This window comes from Halorussus halobius (genome assembly GCF_004765805.1).
Lineage (GTDB): Archaea > Halobacteriota > Halobacteria > Halobacteriales > Haladaptataceae > Halorussus > Halorussus halobius.
This window is the reverse complement of record NZ_SBIU01000003.1, coordinates 513,349-533,125: the sequence shown is the minus strand read 5'-3', so window position 1 is coordinate 533,125 and position 19,777 is coordinate 513,349. Positions and strand designations below refer to the sequence as shown.

Below are 19,777 nucleotides of genomic sequence, written 5' to 3'. Positions count from 1 at the left end.
CCTTCCGGAAGCGGTGAAACGGACTCGTCGGAACGTGAGCGAGCGTCCCCGTCGCCGTCACTCGAACACCTGGTCGAAGGCGTCGGCCCCCATCGGGTCGAACCGACACGCCGCGAGGTTCTCCGCGACGTGTTCGGGGTCGCTGGTCCCGACCAGCGAACTGGTGACGCCGGGGGCGCTCCGGGCGAAGTTGATGGCGCGCTGGGTCGTGGACTCGCCCGCGAGTCGTTCGGCCACGTCCTCTGGCATGCCCTCGACGAGTTCGCCCTGCCCGATGGACGCGCTGGTGAACACGTTCAGCCCCGCCTCGTGGGCGAACCGGAGCGCGCTCTGTGGCCCCTCGGGCCCCTCGTGGGACTCGACGGTGAACGCGTCGGCCATGAAGACGTTGAACGGGAGCTGAATCGCCCGGAGGTGGGTCGCGGTGTTGCCGGCGGTCTTGGCGGCCGAGCGCGCCCGCGAGACGACCTCCGGGAGCGCGAGGTACTGGTCGTGGTCGGCCGGCACGCGGAACGCGTCCCACGTCGCCACGCCGTACGCGCCGACGTCGCCGGCGGCCGCACGCTCCTCCAGTCGCGCGAAGGCGGCTTCGAGTCGGTCGTACACGTCCTCGCGCGACCGGGCGTGGAGCTGGGTCTCGGGGTTGTGGACGTAGTAGAGGTCGACCGAGTCGAGTCCGAGGTTGTCCAGCGAGCGGTCGAGCGAGGCGTCGAGGAAGTCGGGCGCGAGCGCGTGCTGGCCGCGCGCGAGGTCCTCGCGGTCCACGAGGCCCGCGTCCACGAACTCGCGTTTGACGTACGCGCCGGGGTCGTCGGGGCGCTCGCCGTCGAAGGGGACGAACCCGCCCTTGGTCGAGACGAACACGGCGTCGCGGTCGACGTCGGCGTGCTCGATGGCGTCGCCGACCGCGCGCTCGCTGCGCTGGTGGCGGTAGTTGACGGCCGTGTCGACGACGTTGACCCCGCCTTCCAGCGCGGTCGCGACGGCGTCTCGGTACCGGGCGTCGACCGCGTCGGTCGGCTCCCCGAGGTAGGTGCCGACGCCCAGCGACGACACCGCGAGGCCGTCGAACCGCCGGAAGTAGGTCCGGCCGAACTCGTCGCCGTGCTGGAGCTTGTACTCGTAGGTGCCCTCGTCGGTGGCCATGCGCGAGGGTAGTCCCGGCGTCGGCAAAAGGCCGCGGGTCGAGCCGTCGCCGCGCGCCCGGAAGTGGCCGAGGGGCGGCCGACTCGGCGGGCGAACTTCCGGAATCAGAATCGTTATCTGGCGAGTGGGGTAACTCTCGGACGTGACAGGTGGCGAGTCGTTCCGGGTGGACATGCACGTCAAGGTGCTCGACGAACGCGTGGTCGAGCGCGCCAAGGCCCGGGGGCTCGACGCGCTGGTGTACGCGCCCCACTTCACCCGCCTGCCGGACGTGCGCGAGCGGGCCGACCGGTTCTCGGACGACGACCTGCTCGTGGTGCCCGGCCGCGAGGTGTTCACCGGAAGCTGGCGGAATCGCAAGCACGTCCTCGCGGTCGGACTCGACGACCCCGTCCCCGACTTCGTGCCGCTGGAGGCCGCGATGGCCGAGTTCGACCGCCAGAACGCGGCGGTCCTCGTTCCCCATCCGGAGTTTCTCACGGTGTCCCTCGACGCCGACGACGTGGCGACCTACCGCGACACCGTCGACGCGGTCGAGACGTACAACCCCAAGCACTGGCCCCACCACGACCGCCGGGCGAGCGCGGTCGCCGCCGACCTCGACCTGCCGGCGTTCACCTCGTCGTACGCCCACCGGCGACGGACCGTCGGCGAGGCGTGGACCGAGTTCGCGACGTCGTTGGACTCGCGGGCGGACCTGGTGGCGGCACTCACGCGCGGCGTCGACCGCCGGGTCGTCCACCGTTCGGGATGGACCCACCGGCTGCGCTGCGCGGCGGAGTTCGCCCACCTCGGCTGGGAGAACTCCTACGAGAAGCTCGACCGCGTCCTCCTCTCGGGGACGGAGCCGACCCACCCCGACCACGTGGCCTACGACGACCGGTTCGAGGGCGTGTACTGACGCCCGATTACAGTATCCCCGGGACCGTGCCGGTGAGGTCCTGCACGGGCAACTCGAAGTGGACGACCACGGCGACCAGCGCGAGTTCGACCGCCGTCACGGCGACCGTGATGCCCGTGGCCCACTTGCTCGACACCGCGACGCCCACGGGGAGGTTGTACTCCTTCGAGTAGGGGTAAAACAGCGCGATGCCACGCTTGCTCCCGAGCAGGTCGAGGACGTAGTGGGTCGCCACGCCCATCCAGACGTAGTGGAGGTTGCCGAAGTAGACGGGATAGGCGTAGACGACCGCGAGCAAGGGCAGGTTGTGGAGCGTCTTGCGGTGCTTCCCGAAGGCGGTGTCGACGTCGGGCAACAGCGCGCCCAGCACGATGGGCACCGACATCTCGGCGATGGCCCGGAACGTCGGCACGTCGCCCGCCGGATAGAAGACGTATCCGAGTCCGATGCTCAACAGAACCGCGTTCAGGACGTGTCCCTGTTTGTTCATGCGAATCTCGTCACGTCCGAGTCGTTCCACGGGGAGGACTCAAGCCTTTCCCTCCGCCTCGACCCACGCGGTGTGGCCCGGCCGGGCAGTCCACCGGCTCAGTCGGCGAGTTCGCGCTTGCGATCGTCGGCGTACCTGTCGGCCAGCCGGGTCGGCTCCGGGAGCTTGTAGCCCGCACAGAGAGCCGCGACGAGGTCGGTCGCGGTCTCGGCGCTCACCCGGTGGCCGGGACTGACGTACAGCGGATTCACGTGTCGCGTCTCGGGATTGTCGTACTGGCGCGACTGGTAGGCGTGGCCGAGGACCGTCCCGTCCGGCGCGTCGACGCTCCCGTCGGCCTCGACGGCGACGCGCGCGCCGGCCGGCAAGTGGGCGTCGAGCGACTCGCGGGGCCGACCACAGAGCAGGCTCTTGGCGACCCCGACTGCGGGCACGTCGAGGGTGACGCCGACGTGGGTCGCGATGCCCGCCTGCCGGAAGTGGATGCGACCGCTGCCGTCGAGGACCGCGAGGTCGGGGTCGACCGACAGGTCCGCGAGCGCCGAGAGGATGGCCCCGCCCTCGCGGAACGACAGCAGCCCGGGGATGTACGGCACGTCGGCCGGCTCGACCGCGTGGGTCCGCTCGATTACCTCGCCGCCGCGGGTCGCGACGACTGCGCTGACGGCCCGCTCGCCGTCGGAACTGAACGCTTGGTCGACGCCGGCGACGACCGGCGGCTCCGACGACTCGGGGGCGACCCCGTTCGGCGCGGAATCGCCGAGCGTCGACTGGTCGGGGTCGGACCGAGCGCCCCCGACCGCGCCGGGGTCGAACGCGAAGTCGTCGGCGAACGTCGCCCGTTCGGCCACCTCGCGCTGGAGGCGTTCCATCTCCTCGCGGGCGAGCGACGCGTCGGGGACGAACTCGGGGTGGACTGGCGTCATGGCGGGACCTTGGCGCTCGGGGGGTTAGAATCGTCCGCCCGGCCCGCCCGGCCCGCCCGGTCCGCGCCCGCCGCCGAGTTGCAACTCCTGTGGGGCGCGCTCGCCCTCCCGCTTGAGCTTCGCGCCGTACGCGAGGCCGATGGCGACCCCCATGAGGTGGGCGAGCTGTGCGACCCCGCCCGCGCCGATGCCGCCCGCCGCGCTCACGAACACCGAGTAGGCGACGAACAGCCCGGTCGCCACCCACAGCGGCATCGGGAGGATGAAGTAGAGGTAGATGGTCAGGTTGGGGTTCAGCACGGTCAGCAGTCCGAGGACCGCAGCGACCGCCCCGCTCGCGCCGATGACGCCCGTCGGCGGCGCGACCGGGTTCAGCAGGGCGTACACGCCGACCTGCGCGAGGCCGGCGACCGCGCCGGCCGCGAGGAACAGCATCGTGAACCGCTTGGTCCCGATGCGGCGCTCGACCACCGGCCCGAAGAAGTACAGCACGATGGAGTTGACGAAGATGTGGCCGAATCCATTGTGGGCGAAGATGGAGGTGAACCACGTCCAGACCCGCGCGAGGTGGTCCGACCGCAGGACGAACAGCGTCTCCGAGAGCAGTCGGAGGCCGAGGACTTCCGATATCACCAGTTGCAGGCCGAACGTGACCCACATCAGCCCGAGGAACACGAACGCCATGTTGTTCCGGAAGTAGCCCAGCGGGCCGCCCGGTCCGGTGTCGATTCCGAGGCGGTCGGCGACGCCGCCCGACCCGCCCCGGTCGTTCACGCCGTCGTCGAACCCGCTGTCGAACACCCCGTCGGGGTCGTTCCACTCGTTCAGGCCGGGACAGTCGTGGCTCTCGGGAAGCCGGTGGGCCGAGCAGAAGGTGCCGCCGCAGCGTCGACACTTGTACGGCATGTTCTCGTCTTCGCCACACGCGTCGCACTGCGCCATTGGATTGGTGTTTGGGTCGGGTCTTGAAAGGGATTTGGGTCTTGGGAGGCTCGGCGCGCCACGGTTCGCCGAATGGCGGTTCCCGACGCCGATTCACGCCGGCTTCGCACCGCCGTACACCGCGAAATTGTAGTACTGCCAAATCGACGTGACCGCCTCGAACCCCGACTCGCGGAGCCACACCAGTTGGTCGGTCAGCGTCGAGGGGTCGTCGTAGTCGTCGCTGGCCTCCCACTCGTCCATGAAGTCCCGTTCCTCCCACCCTTTCGCGCGCACCCAGTTTTCTATCATGTCCTCGGCCAGCGATTCGAGGTGGGGCGCGTCGAACCGAACCACGTCGGCGTTGAGGAACCAGCCGCCGGGCGCGAGCGACGCCAGAACCGCGTCGAACAGCGCGCGCTTGTCGGCCTCGTCGAGGTGGTGTATCGCTAGCGACGACACCACGAGGTCGTATTCGCCCGACGCGTCGGGGTAATCGTCGGGGAAGGCTCCCCGTGCGAGTTGTGCGCGGTCGCCGAACGTCGCCAGCTTGCGCTCGGCCTCCGCGAGCATCTGCTCGCTGTGGTCGACAGCCACCACCGTACTCTCGGGAAACCGGGTCAACAGCTTGGCGGTGAGTTCGCCCGTGCCCGCGCCGAGTTCGAGGACGCGAATCGACCGGTCGCGGTCGTGAGGCGGGGCGTTGAGCAGCGCGTCGTGGAGTTCGTCGTATCGCGGGACGATGGCCTCGATGCCGGGGTCGTAGACGCTGGCGTCGGCGAACACCTCTCCGGGCTTTTTCATGCACCTCGTACCCGCCCCACGCACCTATGCTTTTCACGGAGTCATACCGCCGCCGGGCGAGTATTTCCCGGGCGCATGTCCCGCCCCGATTCGCCGCCGTCGGCGACGCAGGTCGCGCGCTTCTCGACCTCCCGGCGAGTTTTTGTCGCTGGCGTCCCGAGAATGGGACGTGAAGGAGTACGAGCGCAAGCAACTGCTCGAACGCGTCGAGCGCGAGGGCGCGACGGTCGGCGCGGCGATTCCGGAGACCATCGACGTGCAGGGCGAGCGACTCGACCTCCGGGAGTTCGTCTTCGAGATAAAGCGCCGCGACACCGTGCCGGCGGGCGAGCGCGAGCGGGTCGACCGCGCGAAGAAGAACCTCCGGCGCGAGCGCCTCCAGCGCAAGCAGCGCCTCGAAGACGGCGAGATATCGTTCGAGGAGGGCGAGGAGGTCGCGGCGGCCATCGTGGGCATCGACCGGGCGCTCAACGCGCTCGAAAGCCTGGGGCCGACCGACGTCGAACGCGAGGCCGAGGCGAAGGCGGCCGCCGACCGCAAGCGCTGGCTGTCGTTCCTCAAGCAGGCGCTCGGCCACGAGGACGCGAGCAAGCGCGGGCGACGCTGACGGAGATTCGAATCCATGAGACGAAACGCCGAAATCGCGAGTCTGCTCGAAGCGTACGCCGACCGCCTCGAAGCCCAGGGCGTCGACTACAAGCACCGGACCTACCGCCGGGCGGCCGAGAGCATCCGGGACGCCCCCGAGGACGTCGCCGACCTCGCCGCCGAGGGGCCGGAGGGCGTCCAGCGACTGGACGACGTGGGCGAGTCCATCTCGAAGAAGGTCGTCGAGGCCGTCGAGACCGGGACCTTCGAGCAACTGGAGGACTCGCGCGAGGAGTTCCCGGTCGAGATGGCCGAACTCACGAGCGTCGAGGGCGTCGGTCCCAAGACCGTGGGCGACCTCTACCGGGCGCTCGACGTGCGGGACCTCGACGACCTCGAACGCGCCGCCCGCGAGGGCGAGATTCGGGCGGTCTCGGGGTTCGGCGAGAAGACCGAGCGGAACATCCTCGACGGCGTCGAGTTCGCCCGCCAGTCGCAGGGCCGCCAGTTGCTCGGGGACGCACGGCCGGTCGGCGAGGCCGCGCTCGCGTTCTTCGAGGCCATCCCCGAGGCGGGTCGGTGTGAACTCGCGGGGTCGCTCCGCCGCTGGAAGCCCACCATCGGCGACGTGGACGTGCTGGTCGGGAGCGACGACCGCGAGGCCGTCGTCGACGCATTCACCGACTGGGCCGAGGCCGACGAGGTCATCGAGGCCGGGTCGGACAAGGCCAGCGTGCGCTCGAACGGCCAGCGCGTCGACCTCCGCGTGGTCGCGCCCCAGGAGTTCGGGTCGGCGCTCCAGTACTTCTCGGGGAGCAAGGCCCACAACATCCGGTTCCGGAACTACGCCATCGAGCGCGGCTACAAGGTCAACGAGTACGGCATCTTCGACGTCTCCGAGCTTGAGGACCTCGATTCCGGCCAGCGAGTCGGCGAGCGCGTCGCTGGCGAGACCGAGGACGGGATGTACGAGGCGCTCGACCTGCCGCCGATTCCACCGGAGTTGCGCGAGGACCGGGGCGAGATAGACGCCGCGGCGTCGGGCGACCTCCCCGACCTGCTCGCGCCGGGCGAGGTTCGGGGCGACCTCCACGTCCACACCGACTGGTCGGACGGCACGCTCTCGGTCGAGGAGATGGTCGCGGCGGCCGCCGAGTTCGGCCACGAGTTCGTCTGCATCGCCGACCACGCCACCGGACCGGGGATGGTCGGCGGCGTGGGACTCGACGACGAGGCGTTGCGCGAGCAACTGACCGAGATTCGCGCGGTGGCCGACGACGCCGATATCGAGGTGTTCGCGGGCGTGGAGGCCAACGTCGCCGCCGACGGGACCGTCAGCGTCGGCGACGACCTGCTGGCGGACCTCGACTGCGTGGTCGCCTCGCCCCACAGCGGGCTGGACGGCGACGGAACCGACCGGCTGGTCGCGGCGGTCGAACACCCCGAGGTGGACGTGCTGGGCCACCCGAGCGGGCGGCTCATCAACCAGCGCGCCGGTCTCGAACTCGACGTCGAGGCGGTGGCTCGCGCGGCCGCCGACCACGGCACCGCGCTCGAAGTCAACAGCAACCCCCACCGGCTCGACCTCTGGGGTAGCGCGGTCAAGCAGGCCGTCGAGGCGGGCGCGACCGTCGCAATCGACACCGACGCTCACGCCCCGCCCGAGTACGGAAACGTCCGGTACGGCGTCCACACCGCCCGGCGCGGGTGGGCCGAGACCGACGACGTGCTGAACGCCCGGGACGCGGCGGGCGTCCGGGCGTTCCTCGACTGAGGGCTGGTGGGACGTGACCCCGTCGAACGAGGCGGCGTCCAGATACGCGCGCCGAGGGCACGGACCCGGCTCCAGTCACGTATCTGCACACGCGTTCGGGTAGCTCCGGAACCGCTTAGTTGCTGTTGGGCTCCCACTCCTCGCAGGCGTCCATGTCGTCCATCGTCCGGCCGTAGAACCCGCAGTGGGGCTCCATGCCCTCCTCGGTCCGGACGTACTGGAAGTGCCGGCAGTTGCCACAGTAGGCGTCGGTGGCGTGGCTGGGAGCCGGTCCGGCGTCGGGCGCGTCGTCCAGCGGCGACCGGATGTCGTCGGTGGCGGTGCCGCCGTCGCTGGTTGGTCGCGGGCTCCCGGTGGCGGCGCGAGCGCCCGGGCCTCCGCCCGACTGGTTGGTCTGGGTCGGCGTCTCGCCGTCGGGCGTGTTGCCGACGAACGCCACGCCGCCGAGCCCGGTCGTGGGCGCGTCGGTGCCGCCGTCGGTGGATTCGAGCGCGCCCAGCTCCGAGAGGTCGTCGGCCTCCGCGAGGTTCTCCCGGTCGACCTCGACGGTCTCGACCGTCCCCTCGCGGGTGAGTTCGAGCGTGACCGTGCCGCCGGGGTCGTTGCGCGTCTTGAAGTTCACCACCGCGACGAACAGGCAGGCGAAGGTGACGAGCACGCCGACGAAGTAGACCGCGACGACCGGGGCCGTGAGCTGTTGGCCGAACCCGGCCCAGTGTTCGGGGTAGGCGTGGACGAACAGCGCGACGCCCAGTACGGAGACGCCCGCGCCGATGGCCGCCGCGGCCCGGACCCGCTCGCTGGCCGGGAGGACGCTGAAGATGCCGACGAAGACGGCGGGCACGCCGACCCCCGCCAGCACGCCCGCGCCCTCGCGGGCCTCCAGCGTCGTGAGGTCGAGCGACTCGCGCAGTCCCGTCGTCGCGAGCAGGATGGCGGCGACGACGAGCAGCGCCCCGACGACGAACAGGCCCACCCCGAGATAGAGCAGTCGGACGTTGGCGACCTCGCCGACGTTCTCCTCGTAGGCCTCCGCGAGGCTGGTCATGTGCGCGTCATCGCACGCGAACAAGTAAACGTTGCGTCAGACGTTCGTCGCATCCCCGCCGGCGCGCCCGGATTCGCCGTCCGTGCGGAGGCCGCGACCGCGACGCCGGCGACCCGGAGGCGTTTTGTCGCCCCGCCGTCCACTCGGACCCATGGACGAGACCGACGCCGGGTCCGCCGACCGGCGGGGCGTCCGGGCCACGTACGACCGCATCGCCGACCACTTCGCCGAGACTCGCGAGTACCCCTGGCCCGAGGTCGAGGCGTTCCTCGACGGCCGGTCGCGGGTCCCGGTCGCGCTCGACCTGGGCTGTGGTAACGGTCGACACGCCGAACTCCTCGCCGACCGCGCCGACCGCGTGGTGGCCGCCGACGTCAGCCGGGCGGTGCTCGCGACCGCACGCGACCGCGCCGCCGACCGGGAGTTCGACGCCGCGCTCGTGCAGGCCGACGCCGCGCGCGTCCCGCTCGGGGATTCGAGCGTCGGGCTGGCGACCTACGTGGCGGCGCTCCACCACCTGCCCGACGAGGCGACTCGGCGCGCCAGCCTCGACGAACTCGCGCGGGTGCTCGCGCCGGACGGCCGGGCGCTGTTGAGCGCGTGGAGCGTGACCCACGACCGCTTCGACCGCGAGGCGTCGTTCGACACGACGGTCGACTGGACCTTGCCGGACGGCGAGACCGTGGGGCGATACTACCACGTCTACGCGCCCGGGGACTTCGAGGCCGCGGTCGAGGCCAGCGGGCTCGAACCGGTCTCGTTCGAGGTGTCGAGCGGGAACTGCTACGCCACGGTTCGCGGGACCGCCGGCGGGGAGTGAGGTGCGGGCGACCGAAACGCATAATTAGCCGACCGTTCTGGAAAGACGTATGACACGTCGGCGACGCGCGGTCGTGGAGTTTCTGGTTTCCGCCCTCGGACTGGTCCTCCAGGCGTACGTCCTGAAGCACCTGACCCGACGCGACGACTACGACGGGCCGCCGGCGGTCTCGCCGACGGGGCTGGTCGCCGGCATCCTCTACCAGTTCGGCTTCCACGCCGCCCACGACCGCGACGTGGCTCGGATTCGGACCGACAGGTATCGGGGCTTCGCGGTCGGACTCTGTTCGGGGCTGGTCCGGCGACGGCTCCCGTCCGACGGGGCGTTCCGGTACGGGTTCGACACCGGTGGGCTCGTCGGGATGGTCCTCTATCGGTTCTGGTACGGCGTCTTGCGGCCCGTGCCGGGCGAGGAGCGCTGACGTTCCGAGTCGCGAGCCCCACTGTTCGGACCGCCTTACCGCCACGCCATGCGTTTGGTCGACTCCGTCCGAGACCGAATCCGCTCGAGAGGGCTGCTCGCGACCGCGCCGAGTCCGGTCGGTCGCGGCCGAAACAGTAAGGCCCTTAATGCCGGGTGGCGAATCCGATGGTGCGCGCCGATGGTCTAGTGGCAGGACCTGAGCCTTCCAAGCTCATGGCCCGGGTTCAAATCCCGGTCGGCGCACTTTCGCCGACGCGAACCGGCCGGCGACGTCCACGCTCGGCCGAACGCTTTTTCCAACTCGACCGCCTCACCTATCGCTGTCTCTCACCGCTGACGGCGACCCGACGGTCGTCTTCGACCGTGCCCGAGCGGTCCGGACAGACGGTCTCCCCCGACCCAGAGTGTGATGAGCGAGCCAATCCGCGTTTCCCCCGTCCCGGCGGCTATCCTGGGCGAACGCCGCGCGCCGCCGTCCGAAGTGGACCCCCACGAACTCGCGCCGGCGTTCGCCGCGAGCGGCGCGCTCGCGGGGCCTCGACGGTTCCCGGCCGAGCCCGCGCCCGGCTGTGACGGGGCGCGCGTCGTCGCGGACGGGGGCGTCGACGGCGACTACGTCGGGGCGCTCGCGGAGGCGCTGTCGGACGCGCTACTCGTCATCGACGTCGACAGCGTCGTCCGGTTCGCCAACCCGGCCGTCGAGGACGTGTTCGGGTACCGCCCGGACGAACTCGTCGGCGAGTCGCTGTCGACGCTCATGTCGCCGGACGTCGCCGACCGCCATCGGGCCGGCGTCCGGCGGTACCTCGACACCGGCGAGCGGACCCTCGACTGGGACGCCGTGGCCCTCGTCGGCCGGCACGAGGACGGCACCGAGGTCCCCGTCGAGGTCTCGTTCAGCGAGTTCACCGTGGACGGGCAACGGCGCTTCGCCGGCGTCGTCCGGGACGTCGCCGAGCGGAACCGCCGGGAGGCCGAGCTCAGGCACCGGGTGCGCCAGCAGCGCGCGGTCGCCTCGCTCTCGCGGGCGGTGCTCGACGACCGGCCGCTCGACGACCTGTTCGACGAGGCGGTCGAACTCGTCGCCGACGCCCTCGACCACGAGTACGCCACGGTCCTCGAACGCCGACCCCGGGAGGACGACCTGCTGGTCCGGGCCGGCGTCGGCTGGCGCGACGGCGTCGTGGGGTCGGCCACGGTCGCGGCCGAGCGCGGTTCGCAGCCCGGTTACACCCTGCTCTCGGCGGAACCGGTCGTCGTCACGGACCTCGACGCCGAAACCCGGTTCACGGGGGCCGAACTGCTCACCGACCACGGGGTGACCAGCGGCGTCAGCACGGTCGTCGGCCCGTCCGAGGACCCGTGGGGCATCCTCGGGGTCCACGACACCGAATCGCGGACGTACGCCGACCACGACGTCCAGTTCGTCCAGAGCGTTGCCCGCCTGCTCGCGACCGCGGTCGACCGCCGCGAGCGCGAGCACACGGTCCAGCGACGCGAGCGGAAGCTCACCGCGCTCACCGGGACGGCGGGGTCGCTGGCCGACGCCGAGACGCCCGCGGCCATCTGCGAGCTGGCGGTCGACGCCGCCGTCGACGTGCTCGAGTTCCCGAACGCGGCGGTCGCGCGCTACGACGACGACGCCGGGAGTCTCGCGCCCGCGGTCCAGCGGTGGGCCGGTGACGGCGTCGACGACGCGCTTCTCGAGGCCCGGAGCGAGGGCGTCGCGTGGCAGGCGTTCGTCGCGGGCGAGTCCGAGGTGGTCGACGACCTCGCGCCCGCCGGCGGGTCGTCGCGTGCGGGGTCCAACGCCCCGGTCGTCCGCTCGGTCGTCGCGGTGCCGCTCGGCAAGCACGGCGTCTTGCTCGCGGGCGCGCCCGACCGCGCGGCGTTCGACGCGACCGACGCCTCGCTGGCGGACCTGCTGTGCTCGAACGTCCGCTCGGCGCTCGACCGGGCCGAGCGCGAGGCGACCCTGCGCGAGCGCCGCGACGAACTCCGGGTCAAGAACCGAGAGCTCGAACGCGTCGACCGGATAAACAGCGTCGTCCGCGAGCTGGCCAGGGCGGTCACGCTGGCGTCGTCGCCCCAGGAGGTGATGCAGGCCGCCTGCGACCGGCTGACCGACGCCGGCCCGTACCGATTCGCGTGGTTCGGCACGCGCGACAGGGCGACCGACGAGGTGACGCCGGAGGCGTGGGCGGGCGTCGAGCAGGGGTATCTGGAGGAGGTGGTCGTGACCGCCGACGACACCGACGAGCGCGGGCGCGGGCCGACCGGGCGCGCGGTCCGGACCGCGGAGATTCAGGTCCAGAACGACTTGCTCGGGGACCCGCCGTTCGAGCCGTGGCGCGAGCAGGCGCTCAAGCGCGGCTACCGGTCGAGCGCGTCGGTCCCCGTCGAGTACGGCGACGCGATCCGTGGCGTCCTCAACCTGTACGCGGGCGAGACCGACGCGTTCGACGAGACCGAGCGGAACGTGCTGGTCGAGCTGGGCGAACTGCTGGGTTACGGGCTCAACGCGCTCGAACAGCGCCAGGCCCTCGTCAGCGACCGCTCGATAGAACTCGACTTCCGCGTTCGGGGGTCGTCGACGGCGGTCCTCGCGTTCGTCTCCGAGACCGGGGCGACGTTCGAGTTCGACAACGCCGTCCAGCGCACGGACGGGCGGCTCCACGCGTACTTCACGGTTCGGGGCGTCTCGGCCGAGGAGACGCTGGCGTTCGTCGAGGACGTGTCGTGGGTCGAGGACGTGCGCCTCGTCGCCGACCGCGACGACGAGTGCCTCTACGAGGCGGCGCTGGCCGACGAGTCGTTCCTCCGGTCGCTGGTCGACCGTGGCGGGATGCCCCGGTCCGAGACCGCCGCCGACGGGGAGGCCAGGTTCGTCGTCCGCATCCCGCCCGACGGCGACGTCCGGCAGTTCGTGGAACTGTTCGAGGCCTACTACGACGACGTCGAACTGGTCGCGCGCCGGGCGGTCGACGAGCCGGTGATGACCCGGCGGGCGTTCGAGGCCGAACTCGCCGACCGGCTCACCGACCGCCAGCGGGAGGTGGTCCGGACGGCCTACCTCGGTGGGTTCTTCGAGTGGCCCCGCGAGAGCACCGCCCAGGAGGTCGCCGACGCGCTCGGGGTGTCCCAGCCGACGGTGAGCCGCCACGTCCGGGCGGCCGAGCGCGCGCTGTTCGGTCTGCTGTTCGAGGAGGGCTGAGTCCCGTTTCAGGCGACTGACGCGGCCGATTTATAAGTATACCCCCTCGGGTCGGCGGGCGGATATCCATCTATCGCCAACCGCTATCCCGTCGGTGGCCTTTCGAACGGGTACAGAATGAGCCAAACAATGCGCGGGACTCCCGTCGCCGACCGTTCGACCAGCCAACGCGTCATCGAAGCCGTCGCCGAGACCACCGACAGCGACCCGACCGAGGTGGGGCCGCTGTACCACGTCGTGGACCCGGAGGCGCTCGACAACCTGTTCGCCCCCACGCCGGGGAGCGGACGAAGGGGCGGTCAGGTCGAGTTCACCTTCGCCGGCTGCGACGTCGTCGTCCGGGCCGACGGGTCGGTCGAGGTGAGCGAGCGCGAGGCGGGCGGCGGCGCGGTCGAGGACGACCGCGCGCGAGCCGGAACGAATCGCGACCGCCCGTAGGGGGTCGAGGGGGACAACAGTGGTTCCTTCGGGGGCGGCAGTCCGAGACCGTCCGGAGCGAGCGGCGGGCCGCGAGGTGGTTCGGTAGCCGTGAGCCAGCGCTGCTCGCACTGCGGTCGACCCATCCCGTCCGACGAGTGGCATCCCGTCGCCACGGTACGGGACGGCGACGGGGAGTTCGAGATTCACGACTTCTGTGGCTCCGACTGCCGGGCGGCCTGGGAGCGCGGCCGCGAGGAGTGACGGTCCGGCGCGTCGCGGCCGCGAGTGGCTACCGGCCCGCCGGGCTACGAATCGCGGTCGCTCACCCGGTAGATTACGACGTCGCCCTCGTCGAAGACGGGTTCGAGACCCGGTTCGTCCGAGAAGTCGAGATCGGCGTTCGGGTAGGCCTCGCGCTCTAACGGCCCGACGTAGAGGTACTCCACGTCGTACTCCTCGAGGAGCTCCGCCCGCTCGCCCGGATGGCCGGTGTAGACGTACTCGACGTCGGTCTCGCGCGTCTGGGCCACTTCGGACCCCCGGTACGCGCCCTCCTGGTACACCCAGCCGACGACCGCCGGGAGCCCGGTCAGCGAGGGCACCGGGCTCGACCACTGGTACGGACTCCCCGGCGCGGTGACGACGTGGGGCTGGCCCTCGCGGTCGTCGAGCCAGTGGATGGCGTCGGCCTCGCCGGGGTGTCGGGCGTCGAGGTAGTCGAGCCCGTCGAGGGTCATCTCGTCGGGGCTCACGAGGTCGTCGTTCGGCGCGAAGTGGTTCCGGAGCGTGAACCCGCCGTAGAGGCTCGTCGAGACCACGAGCGCGGCGGCCACCACGGCCATCAGGTCGGCCCGGGTCGCGTCGAGGCCGCCCAGCGACGCCGACCAGCCGCTCGGTCCCGCCCGGTCGCTCAGCGCGGCCGCCAGCATCGCTCCGGTGGCGGTGGCCCACAGCACCCACACCTGCATGTACACCTTGAAGACGGTGTTGAACCGACCCGAGATGGCCCCGTCCTCGACGTAGACGAACTCCACGAGCGTCACCAGCCCCGCCCCGCCGACCAGCAGTACGGTCTCGTAGCCCACCGGGCGCTCGGCTCCCGCGCTCGCGTCGGTGTCGGGTTCGGCCCGGAGCAACAGCCACCCGACCACGAGCAGGGGGACCACGAGCGCCACGACCGGATAGCCCGCGACCCACGCGACCAGCACCACCAGCGCGGCCAGCAGGCCCAACCGAACGGGGTCGGCGGAGAACGTCCCGCGTGCGCGCGGCCAGAGGTAGCACGCGAACACCGCTAGGAACGCCCCGTGAACCAGTACGAGTCCCGTCGCCGTGGTCGCGGGCGGCAGGACGCCGACGCTCCGGTTGCTCGCCGACTGGAGCAGGACGCCGACCACGAACGGCGAGAGCCACGCCACGGTCAGCACCGTGACCGCGCCCGCGCCCGCGAACGCCCTGCCGACCCGCCAGGCCTCGACCCGGAGCGCCGACGCGAGGGAGGCGCTGGCGACTGGCTCGCCGCCGTCGGAGGCGGGCGCACCCTCCCTGCCGGTGGCGTCGCCGGGCAACAGCGACGCGGCGTCGGCCGGCGCGAACACGAACGCCAGCCACGCCACGCCGAGTCCGGTGGGGAGGCTCCAGACGTTGACGAGGCCGAGCAAGGCGATTACCGGCGGGAGGACGCCGAACGCGAGGACGCGCCGCCGCCGGTGGTTCTCCGCCAGGGTCCGGTAGTAGGCGAACCCGAGCGCGGCGACGAGTACGAGCAACTGCGTGCTGAGCATGTGGCCGTGGAGGTCCCCGTTGTAGAAGGCAAACAGCGGGAACTCGTTGATGGTGTTCGGGATGACGCGGCTGGGTGCCCAGTAGCCGAACGCGTCGAGACCGCCGGCCACGAGTTCGCCCGCGCTGGAGAGGGCCCCGTCAGTACCGCGCAATCCGTCGGCCACCCAGTCCGTCGCGCCCCCGGCTACCGAGTCGGGGAGGACCCCGAGGAGCCCCGTCACCGCGACGACGAGGTTGCTGGCGATTCCGACGAAAAAGGCCGCGAAGGTCGCGCCGACGCGGGCCGACGCGCCCCGGGCGTCGGCCATGGCTCCGCCGAGGCCGTAGGCGGCGGTCACGAGCGAGGCGTAGAACCCCGAGAGCGCGAGGTTGTACGCGAATCGCGGGGCCGTGTCGGTGAGGTGGGCCAGTATCGCGGCCATCAGGTGGCCGCCGTAGTAGTAGAGGACGTGGTCGCCCGCCCACCACATGTCGGCGGGCGGCAGGGCGTCGCCCCGGACCAGCGACTTCAGGATGCCGAAGTCGAGGAACTTCTCGCCGCCGCCGGGCACGATGGCGGGGTCGACCGCCCGGACCGCGACCAGGAGGCCGAACGCCAGCGCAAACACGATTGCAGTTTCCGCGTACGCGAGCGGACGGACGCCGGCGCTCCCGCCCGGTCGAACCGACGCGTCGCGCCACAGCACGAGTGCTGACAGGCCCGCGAGGACGAGGACGCCGAGGACGGCGGTCCAGCGACCGAACCCGAGGTGACCGACCCAGAACGTCGCGGTGGTCACGACGACGAGTCCGACCGGAAGTGCGAGGGCCGCGCCACGGTCGGGATGTCGGGGGAACAGCCGGGCCGCGAGGGGGAGTGCGGCCACCGCGAGCGCCTGGAAGGCGACGAACCACAGCAGGACGAGCGCGTACTCCATTCGAACTGTAGGCGGGCGGGCGAGCGATAAACCTCTTGGGGTTCACCACCGGTTCCGGCCTTCGAGCGCCGGAGAGTCACCGCGCCGGCGGTCGAGCGGTCGCCGGCCGTCGGCGGGACAAATTCGCATACGGCGGTCGAATCACAATCCTTAACTGTGGAACCGCGCTACGGATTGGTAGCGGGATGGGATAGCCAGGAGATTCCGGCGGGCTCATAACCCGCAGACCGGTGGTTCAAATCCACCTCCCGCTACTTCTCCCGAACTCGATCGCTCGGAATCGGCAGTTCGCGGGGGTGGCCCCGGATTTATTGGTCGCCACCGACTACGAATCTACGATGACATCCGTACTGTTCGTCGTCAGCGAGGAGGGGTACTGGGGAGAGGAGTGCGTCGAACCGCTCGAAACCCTGTCCGACACCGACGCGAGCGTCGACGTGGCGACGCCAAGCGGGTCGAAACCCGTCGTCGACGACCGCTCGGTCGACCCCGAGAACGTGGGCGAGCAGATGGCCGACCGGGTCAGGGAGGTCCACGAGACCGACCAGCGGCTCCAGGACCCGACGCCGCTGGCCGCGGTCGAACCGGAGGCGTACGACGCGGTCGTGTTCCCCGGCGGCCACGGCACCGTCTGGGACGTGAATCAGGACCGACACGCCAGAACGCTCCTCCGGGAGCTGGTCGAGGGCGACGACGACCGGAAGGCGCTGGTCGTCTGTCACGCGGTCGGGCTGCTCGCGTTCGCCCGCGACGGCAACGGTGGCTTTCTGGTGGACGGCCGGGACGTCACCGGCTTCCCGAACGAGTGGGAGGAGGGAATCGTCGACGACGAGGACCTGCTGCCGGACGGTCGCAAACTCCCCTACTGGGTCGAGGACGAGGTGACGGCGGCGGGCGCGAACTGGGACGCCGAACTCGACGCCGACAGCAGCGTCACCGTCGACGGGGACCTCGTCACCGCCCGGGGTCCCGGGTCGTCCAGCGAGGCCGCGACCACCCTCGCCGAGCTTCTCGGCGTCACCCCGTCGGCGTGACGTCGAACGCACACTTTTATCACCCGCGTCTCCTCACCCGTAGGTGAGAGCACCATGGCGCTGGGAACCCGCGGAGTGCTGGCGATTATGGCGGGCTTACTGATGACCGCCGCGTTCGTCGTCGCCCAGACCGAGCGTCGATTGCTCGGGACGTGGCTCATGACGCTCGGTTTCGTGGTCGCCACGCTCTGGTCGATCATGAGCGTGTTCTGGGCGCAGTCCAACCCGAGTCCGCTCACGCCGTCGGTCTGGCTGACGATGGCCTCGATGGCGGCGGCGGCGACGGTCTACTTCGGCTATCTGGGTCTGTCGGGCGTGGGTCTGGGGGAGTGATGCACTCAAAATCTACGGAAATGAGTAAATACCGCACCGAGGACTACATTTTGTCACCGTCAAGCATACATTATGCAGACTTACCCTGTAACCAGTAGATTTAAATGGATGATTGCATACCTCATTGGTATGCCACACCGGCGCAACCGATCCGACGATGCGAACGAAGATCGACGAACGTTTCTGAAGGCGAGCGGAGCCGGCGCTGTCGCCCTCTCACTCGCTGGCTGTAGCGGTGGCGGTGGCGGTCAGGAGACGACCGAAACGGAGAGCGACGAGACGACCACCGAGGAGGAACCCGACACGGTGGCCGAAGACGCTAGCGATATCCCCCAGGGCGGCACGCTCAGGTACGGGATGTCCGAAAACCCCGATACCGCCAACTACATGATGGCCGGAAGCGTGTACTCGGCGGTCGCTCTTAACCTCGTCTACGACTTCGGTACTGTGACCGATCCGGTCACTTACGAAATTCAGCCGTGGGTGTTCACCGACTGGGAGCTCCAGAACGCGGACGCCGACCAACCGGAGATCGTCTTCAACGTTCGGGAGGACCTCACGTGGAACGACGGCGAGGACTTCACCGTCGACGACGTCATCTTCTCGCACGACTACATAATCGAGAACGAGGTTGGTGAGTGGTCCACAGTCTGGAACAACATTGCAGAGGTCACGGAGGACGACGGCGACTGGGACTGCCGGATGACGCTGACTCAACCAGTCGGAACATGGGACTCGACAGCGCTCGGCGCGTGTCCGATGATCCCCGAGCACATCTGGTCGGACGTTGACGACCATCAGAACTACGACCCGATGGAGGAGCGCGAGAACGGCCCGGTCGGCACTGGCCCCGGCATCATCACCCAGTTCAACCCCGATACCGACATGCAGGTCCAGTTCCGCGACGCCGAGGAGTATCCCCTCACGGACTTGGACTGGATCGAGGAACACGACAACCTCCGGACGGGCGGCCCCTTCCTCGACCAGGTTAACTTCTCGATTTACGGTAGCACCTCCGCGCTGACGGAGGCGTTCATGCGCGGCGAAATTGACACCCACTACGGCAGCCTCCGGACTGAAGAGATTCCCGAGGCACAGGACACCGAGGGTCTCGGTCTCATAAACGGATACGACAGCGGGTTCGGATACGTCGACATGAACTTTCGTCGGGAACCGCTCGACGACATCGCCTTCCGACAGGCGGCTGCGTTCGCGTGGGACGACTATTACTGGGTCGAGGAACTCCAGCAGGGGTACGTGTACGACGGCGACTTCGCTCAGTCGCCCGGGTACTCTGGTGTCCGCCCGGAAACGGTCTACGACGGGGAACTCCTCGAAGATCCGGCGTCTGAAGCGTTCAAATTCCGCGGCCAAGACGAGACCGCCGAACCCGATGTTGAGGCGATTCGGTCGTTCTTGGAGAACGGTGAAGTCATCGACGGCTCTGAGGGGACGTACGCCGGGCGAGAGTACCCCGGTTCGCTGTCCGGCGTCGAGGCGAGCCAGTCGGAAGCAAAACACGATTACACGTTCGACGAGGCCGTGTCGAGTGAACTCGACGACCTCTCGGACGTCGAGCTGTACGTCAACGGCGAGGCAATCTCGGAGGTCATGGATGGGCCCATAGAGATACTAATAAGTCCGCCTGGTGAGAATCCCAAGACGGGCCAGGCGTTCGAGCGCTGGGCGGAGAATCTCGGGAAGGTCGGCATTCCCGTGACCCTTGAACCAACCGGGTTCAACACGAGGACTGACATCGTCGCCTACGATGCTGACTACGACATCTACACGGCGGGTTGGGGTGGGACCAGCGCATTCGGTACTTCGCTTCAGCTGTTCTTCCACTCCAATCAGGCTAAGGAGGAGAGCGGAGCAGACTCGTACAACTACAATCGCTCGGGCTACGGCGTAGTTGACGCAGGTGCCGACGACCTCATTGACGATGCTTACACTGAGATGGATCCCGAAAATCGGAACGAAAAGTGGGCGACGGCAATCGAGAAAACCTACCTAGACATGGCATACATGGTGAATGACTACTCGAAGATGCGGATGCCGATGAATACTGCGGACTTCACCGGAGCGATAGAGAACATCGTCGACCCGGCGTACGCGAACTGGTTCTGGCAGGCGACACATATCCACCAGACTGAGTAGCGATCGACTGTACCCAATTTTTAACGTTTGGCTGCGAGTCCGGAAAGTGTCCACGGGTACGGACGCGCTAAATCAG

At 69.7% G+C, this 19,777-nt stretch carries 18 protein-coding genes and 2 tRNA genes; 13 read left to right on the top strand and 7 right to left on the bottom strand.

Going from position 1 to position 19,777, the window contains the following annotated elements; translation table 11 throughout:
* Nucleotides 1-57: 57 nt before the first annotated feature.
* Entirely contained in the window at nt 58-1,146 is a 1,089-nt protein-coding gene (locus EPL03_RS09420; RefSeq protein ID WP_135829074.1) for an aldo/keto reductase, read from the bottom strand.
* A 142-nt stretch (nt 1,147-1,288) separates the two neighbouring features.
* Between EPL03_RS09420 and EPL03_RS09415 the strand changes: the two genes are divergently transcribed.
* The gene (locus EPL03_RS09415; protein ID WP_244605236.1) at nt 1,289-2,047 is read left to right on the top strand and encodes a PHP-associated domain-containing protein; all 759 of its coding nucleotides are present in this window, start codon (nt 1,289-1,291) and stop codon (nt 2,045-2,047) included.
* Between the two features lie 7 nt (nt 2,048-2,054).
* Here the strand turns inward: EPL03_RS09415 and EPL03_RS09410 are convergent, their stop codons facing one another.
* The 4 genes from EPL03_RS09410 to EPL03_RS09395 form a co-directional block, all read right to left on the bottom strand.
* Nucleotides 2,055-2,537 carry a metal-dependent hydrolase gene (locus tag EPL03_RS09410; RefSeq protein ID WP_135829073.1) on the bottom strand — a complete coding sequence of 161 codons (483 nt, stop codon included), beginning with the start codon at nt 2,535-2,537 and terminating at the stop codon, nt 2,055-2,057.
* 98 nt (nt 2,538-2,635) lie between these two features.
* Nucleotides 2,636-3,463 (bottom strand): endonuclease V, encoded by an 828-nt coding sequence (locus EPL03_RS09405; RefSeq protein WP_135829072.1) that lies wholly within the window; start codon nt 3,461-3,463, stop codon nt 2,636-2,638.
* Between the two features lie 24 nt (nt 3,464-3,487).
* A complete protein-coding gene (locus tag EPL03_RS09400) occupies nt 3,488-4,405 on the bottom strand; it encodes a rhomboid family intramembrane serine protease (RefSeq protein WP_135829071.1) in 918 nt (305 codons plus the stop codon).
* 93 nt (nt 4,406-4,498) lie between these two features.
* Nucleotides 4,499-5,188, bottom strand: a complete 690-nt coding sequence (locus EPL03_RS09395; RefSeq protein ID WP_135829070.1) for a class I SAM-dependent methyltransferase — start codon at nt 5,186-5,188, stop codon at nt 4,499-4,501.
* 169 nt (nt 5,189-5,357) lie between these two features.
* Here EPL03_RS09395 and EPL03_RS09390 point away from each other — a divergent pair, with 169 nt between their 5' ends.
* Both EPL03_RS09390 and EPL03_RS09385 read left to right on the top strand, forming a co-directional pair.
* Entirely contained in the window at nt 5,358-5,795 is a 438-nt protein-coding gene (locus tag EPL03_RS09390; RefSeq protein WP_135829069.1) for a DUF5788 family protein, read from the top strand.
* 15 nt (nt 5,796-5,810) lie between these two features.
* Nucleotides 5,811-7,550, top strand: a complete 1,740-nt coding sequence (locus EPL03_RS09385; protein ID WP_135829068.1) for a helix-hairpin-helix domain-containing protein — start codon at nt 5,811-5,813, stop codon at nt 7,548-7,550.
* 115 nt (nt 7,551-7,665) lie between these two features.
* Here the strand turns inward: EPL03_RS09385 and EPL03_RS09380 are convergent, their stop codons facing one another.
* Nucleotides 7,666-8,598, bottom strand: a complete 933-nt coding sequence (locus tag EPL03_RS09380; RefSeq protein WP_135829067.1) for a cell division protein CdpA domain-containing protein — start codon at nt 8,596-8,598, stop codon at nt 7,666-7,668.
* Nucleotides 8,599-8,749: 151 nt separating this feature from the next.
* On the opposite strand from EPL03_RS09380, the gene EPL03_RS09375 reads away from it, so the two are divergent.
* The 6 genes from EPL03_RS09375 to EPL03_RS19940 all read left to right on the top strand — a co-directional run bounded on the left by EPL03_RS09375 (nt 8,750) and on the right by EPL03_RS19940 (nt 13,736).
* Nucleotides 8,750-9,418 carry a class I SAM-dependent methyltransferase gene (locus EPL03_RS09375; protein WP_135829066.1) on the top strand — a complete coding sequence of 223 codons (669 nt, stop codon included), beginning with the start codon at nt 8,750-8,752 and terminating at the stop codon, nt 9,416-9,418.
* Nucleotides 9,419-9,467: 49 nt separating this feature from the next.
* Nucleotides 9,468-9,839, top strand: a complete 372-nt coding sequence (locus tag EPL03_RS09370; protein WP_135829065.1) for a hypothetical protein — start codon at nt 9,468-9,470, stop codon at nt 9,837-9,839.
* A 174-nt stretch (nt 9,840-10,013) separates the two neighbouring features.
* A tRNA-Gly gene (locus EPL03_RS09365) sits at nt 10,014-10,084 on the top strand.
* Between the two features lie 166 nt (nt 10,085-10,250).
* A complete protein-coding gene (locus EPL03_RS09360; protein ID WP_135829064.1) occupies nt 10,251-13,055 on the top strand; it encodes a bacterio-opsin activator domain-containing protein in 2,805 nt (934 codons plus the stop codon).
* Nucleotides 13,056-13,172: 117 nt separating this feature from the next.
* A complete protein-coding gene (locus EPL03_RS09355; protein ID WP_135829063.1) occupies nt 13,173-13,493 on the top strand; it encodes a HalOD1 output domain-containing protein in 321 nt (106 codons plus the stop codon).
* A gap of 90 nt (nt 13,494-13,583) precedes the next feature.
* Complete coding sequence (locus EPL03_RS19940) at nt 13,584-13,736, top strand: DUF7576 family protein (RefSeq protein WP_168216223.1); 153 nt, start codon at nt 13,584-13,586, stop codon at nt 13,734-13,736.
* A 44-nt stretch (nt 13,737-13,780) separates the two neighbouring features.
* Here the strand turns inward: EPL03_RS19940 and EPL03_RS09350 are convergent, their stop codons facing one another.
* Nucleotides 13,781-16,177, bottom strand: coding sequence for a DUF2298 domain-containing protein (locus tag EPL03_RS09350; RefSeq protein WP_135829062.1), 2,397 nt, complete (start codon nt 16,175-16,177; stop codon nt 13,781-13,783).
* A gap of 179 nt (nt 16,178-16,356) precedes the next feature.
* Here EPL03_RS09350 and EPL03_RS09345 point away from each other — a divergent pair.
* The 4 genes from EPL03_RS09345 to EPL03_RS09330 all read left to right on the top strand — a co-directional run bounded on the left by EPL03_RS09345 (nt 16,357) and on the right by EPL03_RS09330 (nt 19,701).
* Nucleotides 16,357-16,431 (top strand) — tRNA-Met (locus tag EPL03_RS09345).
* Nucleotides 16,432-16,515: 84 nt separating this feature from the next.
* On the top strand, nt 16,516-17,211 hold the full coding sequence (locus tag EPL03_RS09340) for a type 1 glutamine amidotransferase domain-containing protein (protein ID WP_135829061.1): 696 nt from the start codon (nt 16,516-16,518) through the stop codon (nt 17,209-17,211).
* A gap of 54 nt (nt 17,212-17,265) precedes the next feature.
* The gene (locus tag EPL03_RS09335) at nt 17,266-17,544 is read left to right on the top strand and encodes a hypothetical protein (RefSeq protein WP_135829060.1); all 279 of its coding nucleotides are present in this window, start codon (nt 17,266-17,268) and stop codon (nt 17,542-17,544) included.
* Nucleotides 17,545-17,673: 129 nt separating this feature from the next.
* A complete protein-coding gene (locus EPL03_RS09330; RefSeq protein ID WP_168216222.1) occupies nt 17,674-19,701 on the top strand; it encodes an ABC transporter substrate-binding protein in 2,028 nt (675 codons plus the stop codon).
* Nucleotides 19,702-19,777 lie beyond the last annotated feature (76 nt).